General features: G+C 64.5%; 15 protein-coding genes. 9 read left to right on the top strand and 6 right to left on the bottom strand.

The window, feature by feature from the left end; translation table 11 throughout:
* The first annotated feature begins 174 nt into the window (after positions 1–174).
* A complete protein-coding gene (locus E4P24_RS10345; protein WP_004062881.1) occupies positions 175–2,352 on the top strand; it encodes a PAS domain S-box protein in 2,178 nt (725 codons plus the stop codon).
* Between the two features lie 9 nt (positions 2,353–2,361).
* On the opposite strand, the gene lrp is transcribed toward E4P24_RS10345, so the two are convergent.
* Entirely contained in the window at positions 2,362–2,823 is a 462-nt protein-coding gene (lrp, locus tag E4P24_RS10350; RefSeq protein ID WP_004041915.1) for an HTH-type transcriptional regulator Lrp, read from the bottom strand.
* Positions 2,824–3,087: 264 nt separating this feature from the next.
* On the opposite strand from lrp, the gene E4P24_RS10355 reads away from it, so the two are divergent.
* The 6 genes from E4P24_RS10355 to E4P24_RS10380 all read left to right on the top strand — a co-directional run bounded on the left by E4P24_RS10355 (position 3,088) and on the right by E4P24_RS10380 (position 9,597).
* Positions 3,088–4,299, top strand: a complete 1,212-nt coding sequence (locus tag E4P24_RS10355) for a BMP family protein (protein ID WP_006601174.1) — start codon at positions 3,088–3,090, stop codon at positions 4,297–4,299.
* Between the two features lie 57 nt (positions 4,300–4,356).
* On the top strand, positions 4,357–5,925 hold the full coding sequence (locus tag E4P24_RS10360; RefSeq protein ID WP_004062879.1) for an ABC transporter ATP-binding protein: 1,569 nt from the start codon (positions 4,357–4,359) through the stop codon (positions 5,923–5,925).
* A complete protein-coding gene (locus tag E4P24_RS10365) occupies positions 5,922–7,052 on the top strand; it encodes an ABC transporter permease (protein WP_008575087.1) in 1,131 nt (376 codons plus the stop codon). Before E4P24_RS10360 ends, E4P24_RS10365 begins: the two co-directional genes overlap by 4 nt.
* Complete coding sequence (locus E4P24_RS10370) at positions 7,049–8,104, top strand: ABC transporter permease (protein ID WP_115803178.1); 1,056 nt, start codon at positions 7,049–7,051, stop codon at positions 8,102–8,104. Before E4P24_RS10365 ends, E4P24_RS10370 begins: the two co-directional genes overlap by 4 nt.
* A 115-nt stretch (positions 8,105–8,219) precedes the next feature.
* Positions 8,220–9,338, top strand: a complete 1,119-nt coding sequence (locus tag E4P24_RS10375; protein ID WP_115861122.1) for a TrmB family transcriptional regulator sugar-binding domain-containing protein — start codon at positions 8,220–8,222, stop codon at positions 9,336–9,338.
* A gap of 67 nt (positions 9,339–9,405) precedes the next feature.
* The gene (locus E4P24_RS10380) at positions 9,406–9,597 is read left to right on the top strand and encodes a hypothetical protein (protein WP_115861120.1); all 192 of its coding nucleotides are present in this window, start codon (positions 9,406–9,408) and stop codon (positions 9,595–9,597) included.
* A gap of 336 nt (positions 9,598–9,933) precedes the next feature.
* On the opposite strand, the gene E4P24_RS10385 is transcribed toward E4P24_RS10380, so the two are convergent.
* The 4 genes from E4P24_RS10385 to E4P24_RS10400 all read right to left on the bottom strand — a co-directional run bounded on the left by E4P24_RS10385 (position 9,934) and on the right by E4P24_RS10400 (position 13,010).
* Positions 9,934–10,260, bottom strand: coding sequence for an SHOCT domain-containing protein (locus E4P24_RS10385; protein WP_206043018.1), 327 nt, complete (start codon positions 10,258–10,260; stop codon positions 9,934–9,936).
* Between the two features lie 147 nt (positions 10,261–10,407).
* A complete protein-coding gene (locus E4P24_RS10390) occupies positions 10,408–10,584 on the bottom strand; it encodes a hypothetical protein (protein ID WP_004041923.1) in 177 nt (58 codons plus the stop codon).
* A gap of 437 nt (positions 10,585–11,021) precedes the next feature.
* Positions 11,022–12,200 carry an ABC transporter substrate-binding protein gene (locus E4P24_RS10395; RefSeq protein ID WP_188148447.1) on the bottom strand — a complete coding sequence of 393 codons (1,179 nt, stop codon included), beginning with the start codon at positions 12,198–12,200 and terminating at the stop codon, positions 11,022–11,024.
* Positions 12,201–12,509: 309 nt separating this feature from the next.
* Positions 12,510–13,010: a hypothetical protein gene (locus tag E4P24_RS10400; RefSeq protein ID WP_206043019.1), complete on the bottom strand. Its 501-nt coding sequence runs from the start codon at positions 13,008–13,010 to the stop codon at positions 12,510–12,512.
* A gap of 315 nt (positions 13,011–13,325) precedes the next feature.
* Here E4P24_RS10400 and E4P24_RS10405 point away from each other — a divergent pair, with 315 nt between their 5' ends.
* Both E4P24_RS10405 and E4P24_RS10410 read left to right on the top strand, forming a co-directional pair.
* Complete coding sequence (locus E4P24_RS10405; RefSeq protein WP_163489317.1) at positions 13,326–14,246, top strand: NAD-dependent epimerase/dehydratase family protein; 921 nt, start codon at positions 13,326–13,328, stop codon at positions 14,244–14,246.
* Between the two features lie 317 nt (positions 14,247–14,563).
* A complete protein-coding gene (locus E4P24_RS10410; RefSeq protein WP_006601184.1) occupies positions 14,564–14,887 on the top strand; it encodes a hypothetical protein in 324 nt (107 codons plus the stop codon).
* Between the two features lie 282 nt (positions 14,888–15,169).
* On the opposite strand, the gene E4P24_RS10415 is transcribed toward E4P24_RS10410, so the two are convergent.
* Positions 15,170–16,879, bottom strand: a complete 1,710-nt coding sequence (locus E4P24_RS10415; RefSeq protein WP_115803170.1) for an NAD(P)/FAD-dependent oxidoreductase — start codon at positions 16,877–16,879, stop codon at positions 15,170–15,172.
* Positions 16,880–16,906: the final 27 nt, after the last annotated feature.

Below are 16,906 nucleotides of genomic sequence, written 5' to 3' on the forward strand. Positions count from 1 at the left end.
GATTGCTAATTATAAGCGCTCTGGTTACAGACCGCCCGGTACGCTTTTCATCGTTCGGCGCTCCGTCCGCCGACTTCGGCCGCTCTCGCGTCGCGGACACCGCGGGCGCGCACGGCTGCGTCGGCTTCGCCCGGCACCACCATTATGTTCTCTTGGCGTTATCTACCACCGCGTATGGACACATCTCGTGACGCGCCGCGTTCACTCTCGAAACCGGCGTCTATCGCCGTTCTCTACGTCGGCGGCGGTTGCGACTTCGCGGCGCGCTTGGAACGCGAGCGCGAGCGCTTTACGGTCCATACCGAGTCGGACCCGCGGGCCGCACTCGACCGGATTCGGGGCGGTGACGCGGCGTTCGACTGCGTCGTCTGCGACTACGACCTGCCCGCCCTCGGCGGTCTCGACGTGCTGGACCGCGTCCGCGCCGAGTTCCCCGAACTGCCGTTTATCCTCGTTACCGAACAGAGCGACGACGAGGTCGCGAACGAGGCGATTTCGGCGGGCGCAACCGACCACTTTCGCAAGCGCGACGACGCGGCCCGACACCAACTCCTCGCCGCCCGCATCGAGAACGCCGCCGAGCGCGCCCGAACCTCGCGGGCGCTCGAATGGGGGCTCACGGCCGTCGAGACCGCTCGCGACGCCGTCTGCGTCCTCGACGAAGACGGGACGGTCGAGTACGCGAACGCGGCCTCTGCGACGCTGTTGGGCTCCGACCGCGAGGGCCTCGTCGGTCGCAGGTGGGGGTCGTTCGTCCCCGACGACGAACTGCAACCGACCCGCGACGCGATACTGTCCGAAGCCCGCGAGGGGCGCTGGTCGGGCCGGTCGTCGCTCGTCCGCGGGGACGGCGACCGCATCGAGGTGGAGCACACGCTCACGTCCACGAGCGACGGGTCGCTCGTCTGGACGGCGTCGCGCAGCGACACGCTCGAAGAGCGCCTGTCGCGTCGGGAGCGGGCGATGGACGAAGCGCCAATCGGCATCGTGCTCACCGACCCCAGCCAAACCGACAACCCCATCGTCTACGTCAACGACGAGTTCACCGCCCTCACCGGGTACAGCCGCGACGAGGTCCTGGGGCGGAACTGTCGGTTCTTGCAGGGCGAAGCGACCGACGAGGACGCCGTCGCCGAACTGCGGGCGGCGGTCGACGAGCGCGAGGCCGTGACGACCGAGCTACTGAACTACCGCAAGGACGGCACCGAGTTCTGGAACCGCGTGCGCATCGCGCCCCTGTTCGACGACGACGGCGTAATCGACTTCTTCGTCGGCTTTCAGGACGACATCACGCCGCGGAAGACGTACGAGGAGCTCTTGCGGTCGAACACCGCGCGGCTCGAAGCCCTGTTCGAACACTCACCAGACCTCGTCGTCGTCCACACCGACGACGGCAGCATCCGAGACGTGAACCAACGGATGTGCGAGGAGTTGGGGTACAGCGAGGCGGAACTCGTCGGCAAGACCGTCTGGGAGCTCGACCCCACGTCCGACCCGGAGCGGTCGCGGTCGTTCTGGGCCGGCCTGCCGCCGAACGAACCCACCCGGTTCGAAGGTGCGCTCGAACGCCGCGACGGCACGACGTTCCCGACCGAAGTGCATCTCATCGAACTCAACGTCGACGGCGAGGACCTGTTCGTCGCGATGATTCGAGACATCAGCGAGCAGAAGCAACGGGAGGCCGAACTCGTCGAGCAAAACGAGCGACTCGACCGCTTTGCGAGCGTCGTGAGCCACGACCTCCGCAACCCGCTGCAAGTCGCGATGGGTCGGCTCGAACTGCTCGCAGACGACTGCGACAGCGACCACATCGACGATATCAGCCGGGCGCTGGACCGCATGGACGACCTCATCAGCGACCTGCTCGTCCTCGCCCACGACGGGAACGACGCCATGGATATCCAATCGGTCGCGCTGTCCGACCTCGCGCGGACGTGCTGGCAGAACGTGATGACCGGCGACGCCACGCTCACCGTCGAGACCGAACTGGTCCTCGACGCCAACCCCGAGCAACTCCAACAACTCCTCGAAAATCTGTTTCGGAACGCCGTCGAGCACGGCTCGACGGGCAACCAGACCGCGTCTGGTGACGCCGTCGAGCACGGCTCCGGCGACGGCGGCGTGGCCGTCACCGTCGGCGAGACCGACCGCGGGTTCTACGTCGAAGACGACGGTGTGGGCATCGACCCAGAGGACCGCGACACCGTGTTCGAGGCCGGCTACACCACGTCGGCGCAGGGGACCGGCTTCGGCCTGAACATCGTCTCGCAGATAGCGGCCGCACACGACTGGGAGGTGCGGGTCACGGAGGGCACCGAGGGCGGTGCGCGGTTCGAGTTCCGCGTCGAGTGAGCGACCGACTTAGGCGTCGTCGTCCCCGAGGTCGAACTGCTCGTTCTCGGAGACCGCGTTGAGGACGACGCTCGTGTTCGACTCGCGAATCGGTGCCTCGCTCAACAGCGCCTTGATCTGGCGGTTCATGTCGTCGGTGTTCTTGAACTTCCCGACCGCGAGCACGTCGTAGTCGCCGGTGACCTCGTACACCGAGACCATCTGCGGTTCGTCTGCGAGCAGTTCGGTGACTTCCGCGAGGGCGCTGCCCTCGACTTTGAGGTGCATGACCGCGGTCACGTCGTAGCCGAGCGCGTCGTAGTCGACGCGGGGCGTGTAGCCCTCGATGATGCCCTCGTCTTCGAGGTCTCGCAGGTGGTTCGAGACGGTCGTCACCGACACGTCGAGCTCTTCGGCGAGGCTCCGAAGGCTGCGTCGCCCGTCTTCGAGGAGTGCGTTGATGAGGTCGGAATCGAGGTTCTCGTAGGTCATCCTCGGAACTTTTGCGTGTGATTGTCATTAATCTCCCGGTCTAAATTGACGATTCGGTGAATCGTCGCCCAGTGGCGTCCGGAAACTAGGTCGAACGTGACGGTCGAAGCGCGTTTGTCGTGCGGCCGCCTCGTCGCACCCGGCCGTTTTCGAGCGGACGTGCGATAAACGAATATCTCACACTTTCCTCTCACCCGTTCACAATATGAAAATAGCGAATAATTATTTATGTTACTCAGGACTGAGTGAGTCTGAGGAAACACAATGGCAGCAAGGGACACTGGAAACGGAGATGCGGCAGACGAGACGACTCGGGAGACACGACGCGGCATCGAGCGGCGCGACGTTCTCAAATCGGGAATCAGCCTCGCGGCGATAGCTGGGGTCGCGGGCTGTCTCGGGGGCGGGTCGGACGACGAGACCACCACGACGACCGCCGCGGACGACGGCGGCGGCGACTCGGAGACCACCGGCGAGACGACCGAAAGCGGCGGGTCGGAGGGTGAGACGACGAACGTCGCAATCGTCTCCAGTCCGGCCGGCTTCGGTGACCAAGCGTTCAACGACCTCGCGCTGCAAGGGCTTCAGACGGCGGCCGAGGAGTACGACATCGAGATTCAGCAGGTCGAGGAGACGAACCAGTCGAACTACCAGACGGTTCAGTCTCGACTCGCCGAGAGCACGAACCCCGACTACGACCTCGTCGTACTGGTCAGCTACAACCACACGCAGGCGCTCCAGACGAACGCCGAGGCGTACCCGGACCAGAACTGGATGTTGATTAACGACTCCATCGACCAGCCGAACGTCGCGGGGTACACGTGGGCGAACCACCAGATGTCGTTCCAGGCGGGCGTGCTGGCGGGGACGATGACGACCCGCGAACTCTCCTACGAGGGGAACTCGCTCGACCCGGACTCGTCGACCGTCGGGTTCGTCGGCGGCGTCGACGGCTCGCTCATCAACGCCTTCGAGCGCTCCTACCGGGCGGGCGTCGAGTGGGTCGACGAGAACCTCGACGTCACCGTCGGCTACATCGGGAACTACACGGACACGCAGACCGCCAACAACATCGCCACCTCGCAGTACGACGCCGGCGCGGACATCGTCTACCACGCGGCGGCGGCGGCGGGACAGGGCGTCTTCCAGGCGGCGCAGGACGCAAATCGCTTCGCCATCGGCGTCGACGCGGACCAGTCCGTCACGCTCCCCGAGTACCAAGACGTCATCATGGGCTCTGCGGTGAAGTACATCAACGAGGGGACCTACGAGGTCGCGGAGGCCACCGTGCAGGACAACTGGTCGGCGGTGCAGGGCTCGAACATCCTCGGTCTCGAAGAGGAGGCCGTCCGCGTCGTCTTAGGGCAGGCGGTCGGCGGCGAGCTTCCGGACGTGGTCACGGAGAACCTCGAAGCGGCGAGAGAGGCCATCATCAACGGCGACGTCACCGTGCCGTGTAGCGCCAGCGGCTGCTAGCGACGCAGCCATGGCACCACCTCGCAGGCTTTTTCCAGATAGCGTAGACTCCAACCCATGACAGACACGACCGCACCAGCAGTTCAGCTCACGGACATCACGAAACGCTTCGGCGACGTCGTCGCCAACGACAGCGTCGACCTCACCCTCGACCGCGGGTCGATTCACGCCGTCATCGGTGAGAACGGCGCGGGCAAGACGACGCTGATGAACGTCCTGTACGGCCTGTACGACCCGAACGAGGGGACCATCGCCGTCGACGGCGAACCCCGTTCGTTCGACTCCCCCAGGGACGCCATCGCGGCGGGCATCGGGATGATTCACCAGCACTTCCAGCTCGTCGACAACATGACCGTCCTCCAGAACATCGTGCTCGGTCACGAGCCCTCGACGCGGGGCCTCGTCGACGAGCAGGCGGCCCGTCGTCGCATCACCGACATCTGCGACACCTACGGCTTCTCCGTCGACGAGCACCTCGACACGCCAATCGAAGAGCTCGGACTCGGCATCCAACAGCACGTCGAAATCGTCAAGAGCCTCTATCGAGGTGCCGACACGCTCATCCTCGACGAGCCGACGGCCGTGTTGACGCCCCAAGAGGTCGAGGGGCTGTTCGACGTGATGGAGGCGCTCACCGCCGACGGGCGGTCGCTCATCTTCATCACCCACAAGCTGGACGAAGCGATGCACGCCGCCGACGACATCACCGTCCTCAGAGACGGGAGCGCCGTCGGGACGGTCGACGCGGCGGCGACCTCGCAGAACGAACTCGCCCGCATGATGGTCGGCCGCGAGGTGCTGTTCGACGTCGACTCGCGGGGCGGAACCCCCGGCGAGGTCGCGCTCACCGTCGACGGCGTGACCGTGCGCGACGAGCGCGGGCTCGAACAGGTCCGCGACGTGAGCCTCTCGGTTCGGGAAGGAGAGATTCTCGGCATCGCCGGCGTCGAGGGCAACGGCCAACAGGAGCTCATCGAGGCCATCACCGGGATGCGAACCCCGGAGCGGGGCACAGTCTCGCTTCAGGGGCGCGACATCACCGAGCTGTCCCGCCGTCGCCGCATCGAAGACGGCATCTCGTACGTCCCCGGCGACCGGCTCGAAGAGGGCCTCGTTCAGGACTACTCGCTCGTCAGGAACGCGCTTTTGAGCAATCAGACGATGGACGCCTTTTCGGACGGGCTCTTCCTCGACTGGCAGCGAATCGGTGACCACGCCGACGAGATAATCGAAGCGTACGACGTGCGCCCGCGGAACCCCGAGGCGACCGCGAAATCGCTCTCGGGCGGCAACCAACAGAAGTTCATCGTCGGCCGCGAACTCGAACGCGACCCGTCGGTGCTCGTCGCGGCCCATCCGACCCGCGGCGTCGACATCGGCTCTATCGAGTTCATCCACCAGCGGTTCCAGGACATGCGGGCGGAGGGCGTCGCCATCCTCCTCGTCTCGTCGAAGCTCGACGAGGTTCAGAAGCTCTCTGACCGCACGGCAGTCATGTACGAGGGGTCGGTCGTCGACACCGTCGACCCCGACGACGTGACCGAAGAGGAACTCGGCCTGCTGATGGCAGGCCGGACTCGGGACGGCACCGAACGCGCGGCGCGCGGCGCGGAGGGTGACGCGTGAGCGACGCTGCGACCGGCGTCCGGTCTCTCGCGGACCGCATCGCCGCCCGGATGCTCGACGCCTCGGTGCTCGAACGCGTCGTCATCGCGCTCGTCGCGACCGCGCTCGCGTTGCTCATCGGCGCGGTCATCGTCGCCGCCTCGGGGTACGACGCCGTCGAGTTCGTCTCGTCGCTCGTCTACGGCGCGGTCGGGAACGTCTCGAACCTCGCGTTCATGCTCCGGCAGTCGTCGATGCTGATTCTGACGGGCGTCGCGGTCGCGGTCGCGTTCCGCGCGGGCGTGTTCAACATCGGCGTGCAGGGCCAGTTCGTCGTCGGCGGCTTCGCGGCCACCCTCGGCATCCTGTTCGCCGCGCCGCTGCTCCCGAATTCGCCGGTCTCCGCGATTCCGCTGTTGGCGCTGGCCACGCTGTTGGCGCTGGCGGCTGGCGGCGCGTACGGGGCGCTCCCGGGCGTGATGAAGGCGTACGCCGGTGCGAACGAGGTCATCACGACCATCATGCTGAACTTCATCGCCTCGGGTGTCGTCTACTTCCTGCTCGACGCGTATCTCCGCCCGGAGGGGGCGGCCGCGCCGAACACCGAACAGTTCCCCGACTACGTCGGACTGCCCGGACTCGTCTTCGAGAGCCCGTCGTTTTCGATTCTCGGACTCGGCGTGGCGCTCCTGACGGTCGTCGTCGTCTATCTGGTGATGGACCGGACCGGTTTCGGATACGACCTCGTCACGAGCGGCTACCAAGAGCCGGCGGCCAAATACTCCGGCGTCGACCCCAAGCGGATGATCGTTCGGACGATGACCATCTCCGGGATGATTGCCGGCCTCGCCGGCGCACTGTTTGCGATTATGATTCTCGGCTATTACAGCGACCCCAACACGTTCCCCACGTTCGGCTTCGACGCCATCGCCGTGAGCCTCCTCGCGGCGAACAACCCGCTCGGCGTGATTCCCGCCGGCCTGCTGTTCGGCGGCCTCGACGCCGGCGGCCAGTACATCGGCTTCACGCTCGACGTGCCGAGCGAACTCGTCGACGGCGTCATCGGACTCATCGTCCTGTTCGTCGCCGCGCCGGAGCTGTTCCGCGCGGCGGGGCAGTACACCTCGCTCGGAGGTGACCGCGAATGAGCACCGCTCGCGCGCTTCTCGACGACCAGCGGACGCTCGTTGGCGCGCTCGTCGCACTCGTCGCCGTCATCGCGCTCCTGCTTTTCGTCGACCTCCCGGGGTCTGACCTCGTGACGGTCGGCGCGCTCGAACGCGCCTTGCAGGCGGCGACGCCCATCGCGCTCGCGGCCATCGGCGGCCTGTACGCCGAGAAAAGCGGCGTGTTCAACATCGGGCTGGAGGGGTTCATGATATTCGGCGCGCTCGTCGGTGCCGCGGTCGCGTGGCTCCTCGCCGGCGACGGGAGTATCACGCAGGCACACCTCTGGGTGGCCTTCGTCGCGGTCGCGCTCGTCTCCGGCGTGCTGGCGACGCTGTTCGCCGTCCTGTTGATTCGGTACGAGGCCAACCAAATCGTCGCCGGCCTCGCCGTCTGGTTCATCGGCCTCGGCTTCGGGCCGTTCGCCGCCACCGTGCTGTGGGGCGGCGTCTCCAGCCCCTCGCTGCCGAACGTCGACGCGGTGTCCGTGCCGGTCCTCGCAGAGATTCCGGTCCTCGGACGACTGTTCTTCGACGCCTCGCCGCTGGTCTTGCTGACCATCGTGGTCGCCGTCGCGGCCTGGGTCGTCCTGTTCCGCACGCGCTACGGCTACTGGGTCCAGGCGGCCGGCGAGAACCCGGAGGCGCTCGACACCGCCGGCATCGACGTCAACCGCGTCCGCTACGCGACCGTCATCTTCTCGGGCGTCATGGCCGGCTTGGGCGGCGCGGTCCTGTCAATCGGCATCGGCAGCGGCTTCACCGGCACCGGCGTGACGATGGTCGACGGCCGCGGTTGGATTGCCATCGTCGCGTACCTCTTCGGCAACTACAACCCCCTCGGGACGTACGGCGCGTCGCTCCTGTTCGGGGCGATGGACATGCTCCAGATTCAACTGCAAACCATCGGCATCTCGCTGCCGGGGAGCATCACCGGGTTGTTCCCCTACGTCGCCGTGCTCGTGGTCCTCGTCGGCGTCGGCTACACGCGCGTGCCGTCGGCGGTCGGTGAGTCCTACGACACCGAAGAGTAAGGCACGGCACACTCCCCCTTTCGGCCCCGTTCGCGCCGCTCGACCGACCTGCGGTGGCCGCAGGGCTGTCACCAACGCATACATTCAACTACCGTTCGTCTCGAAAGACAGGCTAGTGACTGTCGACGAACCAACCGTCCGCGAACGACTGAAAACGTTCGGCTTCTCCGACAAAGAGGCCGACACCTACATCGCGCTCTTGGGACAGGGCGAGGCCAAGGCGAGCGAACTCGCCCAGCACGCCGGCGTGTCCAAGCGCTACGTCTACAACGTCCTCGGGAGCTTCGAGGACCGCGGGCTCGTCGAGGTCAACGACCACGAGACGCCGACGACGATTCGCGCCGTCGACCCCGCGGTCGTCATCAGACGGCTCTCCGACCAGCTGTCCTCGCTCGAAACGCAGCTCGAATCCATCCACAACCCCGACCCCGGCGAGGACAGACGCTACGAGGTCATCAAGTCAAAATCCACCGTGAAAAAGCGCATCGCGTCGCTGGTTCGACAGGCCGAAAACGAGGTCAACGTGTCGGTGCCGGCGTCGCTACTGCCGGACCTCGCACCCGAGTTGGAGGCCGCCGTCGACCGGGGGGTGCTCACGCTCGTCCTCGCCAACGGCCACGGCGACGAGGCCGTCTCGGAGTCGACGCTGAAGGGACTCGGCAGCGTCGTCCGCTATTGGGCCGACGGCGGCCCGATGCTCGTCTGCGTCGACCGGCGACACGGGCTGTTCTCCCCGCCGGAGTTCGTCATGGGGCGGGGGTCGGACCACCAGGCGATTAGCTTCACCGAAGACCGCCTCTCCCCCGCGCTCGTGGGGTCGTTTCTCGGAAACTACTGGCCGCTCGCCGAGGAGATTTACCTCCACGAACCGGACGAGCTTCCGGCGACGTACGACCGCTTCCGACACGCGATTTTCGCGGCGACCCGCTATCTGAAACGCGGCTACACGCTCGTCGCGGAAATCGAACTCAGACCGGCGGACTCGAACGAGGCGTTCGAAACCCGGTTCGGGACGATTACCGACGTCACCCAGGGGCTCGTGAAACCGACGACGAACTCGATTCCCATCGAGAACGCGTTCCTCATCGACGACGGCACCGAACAGCTGAGCGTCGGCGGCCCCGGCGCGATTGTCGAGCCCTACGAGGCCAGGCGCGTGACGCTCGACGTCGTCGAATCGTCCGGCCAGTCGGTCCCGGACCTCATCGCTCGCTCGGACGCGCTCAACCGATGACGGTCGCCGTCCGCCGCGTTCTCCGCCAGTAAGTCGAATTTACAAGCGCTCTCCCCGAACTCCGCCTATGACCCGTGACCCGCTTTTGACTGTCGAGATGAAGACGACGCTCGCGTTCATGTTCCTCGGGCTCACGTCGTGGTACTTGGCGCAGCGATACCTGAACGACGGGTTCGTCGAGCTCGTCGCGCTGTTCGGCGTGGGGGTCGTGCTTCCCACGCTGATCAACGAACTGCGTCAGCGGTCGCGGACGGAGTGAGTCGCGTCCGAAAACATCCGAATCATGATAAAAACGCCTCACACACGGACACAAACACCGATTCGTGAGCGTGACGTAATTAGCAGAAATCAGATAGTTACATAGATAGGTGTCGAAAACGAACGCGTTGCATCTCAAGCGAGCGCCTGAACTATCGGTTTTTATTGCAGAAAAGGTTAAATTCGGTATGCAGATTTAGCTATATAGATTCCATCAGATTCAAATAACGAACCGTACATGAATTCGAACACCCCGACTCACTGCTCTCGGCGTTTCGCCGCCGAGAAACTGTCTGTTTCCGGTGAGTTAAACGGGGATGTCTGCGTGCGTTGCGGTCTATCCCCACTCCAGGTTCAACGTGGCCGCCCGGTTTGCGAACTCCTCGTCGTCGATTTCGCCGCGCGCGTACTGCGTCCGGAGGTCCTGCATGGCGCTGTCGGCTTCCTTCGGTGGCGTCGTCTCGGTACTCGCCGCCCGGACGCGACTGACGTACACGAGACTCACTCCTGCGAGTGCGAGAAGCAGGAGGACTCCGGCCGCGAGCCACCACAGCCCCATGCCGCCGGTGGCTGTCGCGCCCCCCGCGGCGACCCCGTGGCCGCCGTGGGGACCCATCGGCCCGTGTCCACCCCACTGGAGTACGACGGTCGCCATTTCGCTCATCTTTCTCACCTCTATGTAGTAGTTCACTCACGGACCGTATCAACTCACGCCGTGATTATCGCTCGCTGGGAACGCCCCCGTCCGGCCGTCCGAATCGCTGTCGAACAGGCACCCCCTGTCGCGCCCTCCCGTTTCGTGCGCTGTGAATCAGCCGTCGACGACGTTCTCAAGGACGACCGCTCCGGCGAGGTACACCGGAAGCAGATACAGAATCGCCATCACGGGGAGCACGATGAACATCGGCGTGTGGCCGTCGCCCGTCTCGTACACCTGTGCGGCCAACAGAACGACTATCAATCCGAGGAACAGGTCCGTCCGGTCCATGTGTACCCGTGGGCGAGCAGTCTGTTAGTTGTGGTGTGTCCGAGACCGCTGTGTTCCGAGACACGCGTCAAACCGCAAGTCTAGACTTCGTTCGAGGGATGAGCGAGTCGTTATCGGGACATTCGAATTTGCAGATATATTCCACTGAAAAAGCAGACCATTGACACAAGTAACAGACCGCCGCTCAGCACGTCTCGAAGGCCGCCAGACACGCCCGGGTTCGTCACCAGTCCGAAGGCACCTTCGAACACGACCGACTGACTGACCAGCGCCAACCCCCCAATCGACATCAGTAGGTGCGGCACGCGTGCGCTCGCGTCTGTACTCATGTTTCGGGGGTCATCGGCGTCGCTCATGAACGCTGCGTATTCTTTCGTCGCTTGGTGAGCTCCGCCGCTCAGTGTTACGCCGAGGCTATCCACCACCTCGGCGTTCGACTACGGTTGCAAGTCCCCGTTGATGATGTCAGCCACGCGCTGTCGGTCGAACAGTCGCTCGGCTTCCGGAACGTCGGGATACGGGCCGCCTTCGTAGGTCGGCCACGCGCCGAACTGCTCGGGATACAACTGCTTGGCGATCATCTCCAACTGGAACAGGTTCATGAGCGGGCCGCCGTAGCGAACTCCAATCGGGAAGACGCGGTCGTTTGCGACCGCCGAGAGGCCCTGCGCAGTCGGCTCGTCGTACAGTTCCTGTTTGGTCGTCGTCCAGTCCGGGCCGAGGCCACCGTCGACGAGGATGACGTCCGGGTCGGCTTCGACGAGCGCTTCCATGTCGATTTGCGTCCCGCTCGGCACGTCGGCGAGTGCGTCTTCGGCGTCGAACACGCGCGTGTGGGCTCGGACCGTCCCGGGGCCGTTGAGTGGGTACACCCAGATGCCGCCTCGCCACAGGAACCGCGCCGTCGACGGCCGGGCCTCCGTCTCTTCGAGGCCGGCCGTAATCGTCGATAGGAGGTCGCCGTGGATTTCCGCCAGCGCCTCGTACCGCGCCCGTGCTTGGAACACCGCCGCTACCCGCTCGAAAATCTCCCAGAGCGTGTGATACCGGTACTGGTCCGCCCACCTCGCCGGCGGCTCGCTGTGGTTTCGGCTCAGCGAGTTCCCGAACCACGGGGCGACTTCCGTCCGAATCTCCGCAACGTCGTCGGGCTCCCACGCCTCCATCGTCGCCATCAACGCCGGGTCTTCGAGATGGATATCGCTGTCGAGTTCGTAGAGCTCCTCCTTGTCGGGATTCCAGGTATCCACCAGCCCTGACCAATCGACCGAGACGCCGGGGAGTCGCTCGAATAGCAGGTCGTACAACTGCCCGAACCCCTCCGGGTTGTACATCCCGTTGAGCGACTCGCCCTGCCCGAGTGCGACCGCCATATCTGCGTGGTGAAGCAGGACGGTAAACACGTTCTCCGGGGGCTCGGTGAACTCCACACGACCGGCCGGCGAGAGGGTGGCTGCGTAACGCTCGTCGTCCGTTGGTGTCGCCGTCGTGTTCGCTTCGGTTGTCGGTGGGTCGGACGCCGACTGTCCGCCACAGCCGGCGAGTGCGGCCGTCGCTGCCGCAGCCCCGTACTTCACGTAGTCCCGTCGAGTGAGTCGTTTGTACTTGTTCACCATGATTTTAGGCTAGCCTAAAACCAGATAACGGCTTCGATTTTTAGGCAAGCCAAAACACGGTGCGCTGTCGAAGTGTTTACTCTGGTTGGCCGGTGTCTCAGCATTCTGTGTGGGTTTGGTAGCGCCACGCTGTGGCACCGATGCGGCTGTTATACCTCACACCGGGCGACCGTTGGTTCCCTCGGTCGTCCCCCCTCGAACGCGTCCCACGTCGCGTTCACACTCCGCTTCGGCGTGAACGACGCCGTGCAGCGACAGTCGCCTGCGGGGAGACGGTTACCCAGTAGAGACTGAATCCCAAGCGGGGAGTTACTCCGTTCGCCCACCGGTCTCTTCTATCGCCTTCGGCCGTAGAACCATTACGAGGCCCAGCATTGCGACAACAATCGCGCTGCCGATGTCCTCGCCAGTGAACACGGTGAGCTCTAAGCCGGCCATCAGTAGTGCGACGACACAGAGGAGCGCGCCGAACCATCTCGTCGACACCGAAATCCACGGTGAGACGATGAACGCAGTAGCGAGCACCCCCAACGCAGCAAACGCCGCGATAGTCCCGCGGTCAGCGAACGCGCTCGGCGCAACAAGCAGTGTGAGACCAGCGACGAGTCCGCCAACGAACAACAACAGCACTCCACTGGCTTGCTCATCGAGCCGATGTGAGACGAACCGATAACCGAACAACAGCGCCAGTATCGTCACCCCACCGAACGCCCGAACCACGTCGGCTGAAGTCGTCGCGTCAACGAGGTTCCGAAGCAGTAGCCCCACGAGAATGAGCGCAATCGCAATCGCTCCGGCGGTCTCTGCCAAATCGAAGTCCCAGCGTGTCCGTCCCACAGTCGAACGAGCGAGAGTGGCTACTTAGTACCGGGAGTGTCGGCCCGCTGGCGTAGCTATGCGGATTTCACCGTCGTACGGACCGGGGCGTACGGTTCACGGTGCACGCGCAGTACGTCTATCCACGTGCAGTCGGTCCGGCTCTCCTCGCGGAACCGTATCGCTCAAAGCGTGGTGCGGGTCGCGCGGTGACGCAACCGACCCAGCGCCGACGGACACGAGACGAACCCACGCAGATTGCACCACCGCGGGCGATACGTTCTTGTCACTCGGTGAGAGCTTCGGTGTATGGACGGCAAACGAGTCCTCGTTACTGGCGGTGCCGGATTCATCGGCTCGAATCTCGCGAACCATCTCGCCGAAGACAACGACGTGATTGCGATTGACGACCTCTATCTCGGAACGCCCGAGAATCTCGACGACGCCGTGGAGTTCCACGACACGACGGTCCTCGACGACGACCTCCCGACCGAGGGCGTCGACGTGGTATTCCACCTGGCGGCGCTGTCGTCGTACAAGATGCACGAGGAGAACCCGACGAAGGGTGCCCGCGTCAACATCGAAGGCTTCGTCAACACGGTCGAACAGGCTCGCAAGGACGGCTGCGATACCGTGGTGTACGCGACGACATCGTCGATTTACGGGTCGCGAACCGAGCCCTCGCCCGAGGATATGCCCGTCGAGTCCCGGACGGGCTACGAGGCGTCGAAACTGGGCCGCGAGCGCTACGCGGAGTACTTCCACCACCACTACGATATGCAGTTGGCCGGGATGCGCTTTTTCTCGGTGTACCAGGGCTTCGGCGGCGCGGAAGAACACAAAGGGGAGTTCGCGAATACGGTCGCGCAGTTCACCGACAAAATCGCGAACGGCGAGTCGCCGGAGCTGTTCGGCGACGGCACTCAGACGCGTGACTTCACGCATGTGGACGATATCGTCCGCGGCATCGAACTCGCCGCCGACCACCGGCTGCAGGGCATCTACAACCTCGGGACTGCCGAGAGCTACTCGTTCAACGAGATGGTCGACATGATAAACGAGGTGCTCGGGACGGACGTTGACCCCGTGTACGTCGAGAACCCCTTCGAGGTGTACGTCCACGACACGAAAGCCGACTACTCGAAGATGCACGAGGCGACCGGGTGGGAGCCGGAAGTTTCGTTCGAAGAGGGTGTACAGCGGGTTTGTGAGCCGTACCTCGACGACTGACGAGCGCGCTCGCGTTAGTGTGTTTCGACCGGGGGTTCCGAGCTCACTCACCGAGGCCCGGTGTCGACAATCGAACCCCCAGTACGAGTCAAGTGTCAGACGGTGGTTGTCGCCCGACACGGCGCAGTCGACGTTTCCGGAGCCGGTCTCCGAGAACGCACTGCTTCGAGGGTGATTGACCTACTTTTCACCCGGCTCTCGTAATTTGGCTGCGCCCCCCATCTCGGCACAGTTCCGACCGCACGCTCCCCGAGGGGTCCAACAGAGTCATCGCAGTGTGAAGCACTTTGGCGGTGGAGCCCCTCCGTTCTCGAGCGATGGGTCGAACGGTTTCACTCTCCGGGACGTGGTTCAGCTATCTGCTGTACGCGTTCCAACTGACTGCGCTCGCGTTGGTGCTCGTGTTCGTCGTGCCCGCGCTCCAGTACCCGGTCAATCTCTTCTTGGGCGGACTGTTCGCCGCGGTCGTCTTCGCGTCGGGAGTCGCGCTGTGGCGGCGCGCGACCGGACGGGACGAAGGAAGTCGGCTCGGAACCGCCGAAGACATCACCTACGACCCGTTTGCGGACCCCGGGCAGGCCGCCCGCGACCGGTGGGAACGGGCCGTTCGACGGCTTCCCGGTTCGGACGACGAGGAGTGAACTCCCGAAGGTGTGAGGGCGGTCGGTGGCTCACGAACGACCTCCTCCGTCGGTCTGCCGCCTCCACCGAGTGATACGAACGAACTGCTCAGTACCAGTCCACGAATACGGTCGCATCTCCCACCGAACTGCGGTCGCAACGACGTGCAAGCGTACGGTCTCGGTCGGCGTCAGGTGCGGGCTTGTCACGAGTCGCTCGATAGCCTCCGGCCTCGCGAGCCGCTTGGGTCGGTAGGAAAAAACACGGACCGAGTCAAAGTGACTACCCACCTAAGCCGATGGCTACGCCATCTCGGGAACGGGGAAGTCGAACAGTTCCGCTCGGAGCTGATCGGGTGATTCGGTCATCCCCCACTGGATGAGTTTGCCCACTAACTCCGGGTCAGAGAAATCGACGTGCCGTGCACGCTCGTCTCCCCAGGCGTAGACATGCTTCGGAAGCCAGTCGGCCCGCCGAAGCTCCGCGAACAACAGTCCGGCTGCCTCGCCAGCACTCGCGTCTCCGTCCCTGTAGACATCCAGTACCTCTGCCATCCGCTGGTGTATCTCGGTCTTCTGCGGGACAAAGGGCGCGCCGTCGCCTGGCGACGACTCCGCGAGGAGCGAGTCGAACTCGGCGGGTCGCCCCGTTGCGAGATAGTTGAAGCAGTGCCGCTGAACGTACAGGTCGTGGAACAGGACCTGCCCCAGCCACATCTGCGTCCACGCGTTCCAGAGCCGGAAGTCACCCATCGACTTGTAAGCGTTGCTGATGACCCGGTCGTTGGTCGCAAGCTGACGGCGGTGCATCTCGTCGATTGGCGCGAAGCGCGCCACCGAGAACTCGCCGTCTTCGAACGCGTCCAAAAGCAGGTTGGTCGACACAAAAACGGATTCGAGGGTGTTCACCAGGCCAACCGCGTACAGCGGGTCGACGAACCCATACGTGTTGTTGGTCAGATAATGGCGGTGTCCCGAGGACTGACTGGCGGTCCGTTGAAGCCTCCCGGTTCGAACCCACGGCCGCACCGGCACCGCTGATTCGAGGTGTCGTTCGATGTCGGGGAACTCGGCGATGATTCGTCGGGCCTCTTGCTCGGCGCTGACCGACTCGTCAACGGGGTACTGCGTTCGGTCGAGGACTACCCCGACGCTCGCCTTGTTCGCCTCCGAGCGCTCGAAGTTGTCGAAGGGGATAATCCACATCCAGCCCCCGTCGAACACGTGGTGGAGCGTCCCGTCGTGGAGGCGGTTGGACTGTCCGGGGCGGGCAGCCTCGTCGAGCACCTCGTCGAACGGGGCGAGCCCTTCGACGTGCGTGAAGATGGCGCGCGAATCCGTCTCCAACGCCGGTGCGTCCTCGCGGTACCCCATCTCCTCGGCGAGGACGGAGTTTCCCCCGGTCCCGTCGACGTAGAACGCCGCCTCGATGTCGCCGCGTCCGGTCGTCACGGTCACCCCGTCGCGGCCGATGTCCACGCCGGTGATTTCGGTCTCGTCGAGGTACTCGACGCCGTACCGCTGGGCGGCCTCAACCAGATACCGGTCGATCTCTGAGCGCAGGAGGTGGCTCTCGCTGTAAAACGGGAGGTCCGGCGGAATCAATTGGTGGCTGTGGTCCGGCGCGACCCTCCGCCCGGGTTCGTGGTAGGCGAAGCCGATGGAGTGTTTGATGCCGCACGACGACGTGACGTTGTCGACGATGTCGTCCGTGTCGCTGAGGTACTGAATCTCCGGGATTCCGTGGTACTCCCCGAGAATCCACATCCACATCGAACTCTGCGGGAGCATCGCCTCGCCGACGGCGAACCGCGGATGCGACCCGGCTTCCAGCATCACCACGTCGAGGCCGTGTTTTCCCAGAATCATCGCCGTGAGAGACGCCGACATCCCGGAACCACCGACAACAACGTCGTAGGAACCCGTCGGTGCTGATTCTACGGCGTCCCAGTTGTCTCGTCGCCTGTGCTGTCGATCGCCGCCGTCCTCCTCGGTCTGCCCTGTCCGTTCCATAATCCGTTCGACGGAAAGCTCAGGATT

Origin of the sequence: Haloferax sp. AS1, assembly GCF_014530665.1 — an archaeon.
GTDB lineage: Archaea > Halobacteriota > Halobacteria > Halobacteriales > Haloferacaceae > Haloferax > Haloferax volcanii.

Excerpts from the sequence above, each read along its gene's own strand:
- E4P24_RS10345 (WP_004062881.1), top strand. The coding sequence starts at position 175 with ATGGACACATCTCGTGACGCGCCGCGTTCACTCTCGAAACCGGCGTCT.
- lrp (WP_004041915.1), bottom strand. The coding sequence starts at position 2,823 with ATGACCTACGAGAACCTCGATTCCGACCTCATCAACGCACTCCTCGAA.
- E4P24_RS10355 (WP_006601174.1), top strand. The coding sequence starts at position 3,088 with ATGGCAGCAAGGGACACTGGAAACGGAGATGCGGCAGACGAGACGACT.
- E4P24_RS10360 (WP_004062879.1), top strand. The coding sequence starts at position 4,357 with ATGACAGACACGACCGCACCAGCAGTTCAGCTCACGGACATCACGAAA.
- E4P24_RS10370 (WP_115803178.1), top strand. The coding sequence starts at position 7,049 with ATGAGCACCGCTCGCGCGCTTCTCGACGACCAGCGGACGCTCGTTGGC.
- E4P24_RS10380 (WP_115861120.1), top strand. The coding sequence starts at position 9,406 with ATGACCCGTGACCCGCTTTTGACTGTCGAGATGAAGACGACGCTCGCG.
- E4P24_RS10385 (WP_206043018.1), bottom strand. The coding sequence starts at position 10,260 with ATGAGCGAAATGGCGACCGTCGTACTCCAGTGGGGTGGACACGGGCCG.
- E4P24_RS10390 (WP_004041923.1), bottom strand. The coding sequence starts at position 10,584 with ATGGACCGGACGGACCTGTTCCTCGGATTGATAGTCGTTCTGTTGGCC.
- E4P24_RS10395 (WP_188148447.1), bottom strand. The coding sequence starts at position 12,200 with ATGGTGAACAAGTACAAACGACTCACTCGACGGGACTACGTGAAGTAC.
- E4P24_RS10405 (WP_163489317.1), top strand. The coding sequence starts at position 13,326 with ATGGACGGCAAACGAGTCCTCGTTACTGGCGGTGCCGGATTCATCGGC.
- E4P24_RS10410 (WP_006601184.1), top strand. The coding sequence starts at position 14,564 with ATGGGTCGAACGGTTTCACTCTCCGGGACGTGGTTCAGCTATCTGCTG.
- E4P24_RS10415 (WP_115803170.1), bottom strand. The coding sequence starts at position 16,879 with ATGGAACGGACAGGGCAGACCGAGGAGGACGGCGGCGATCGACAGCAC.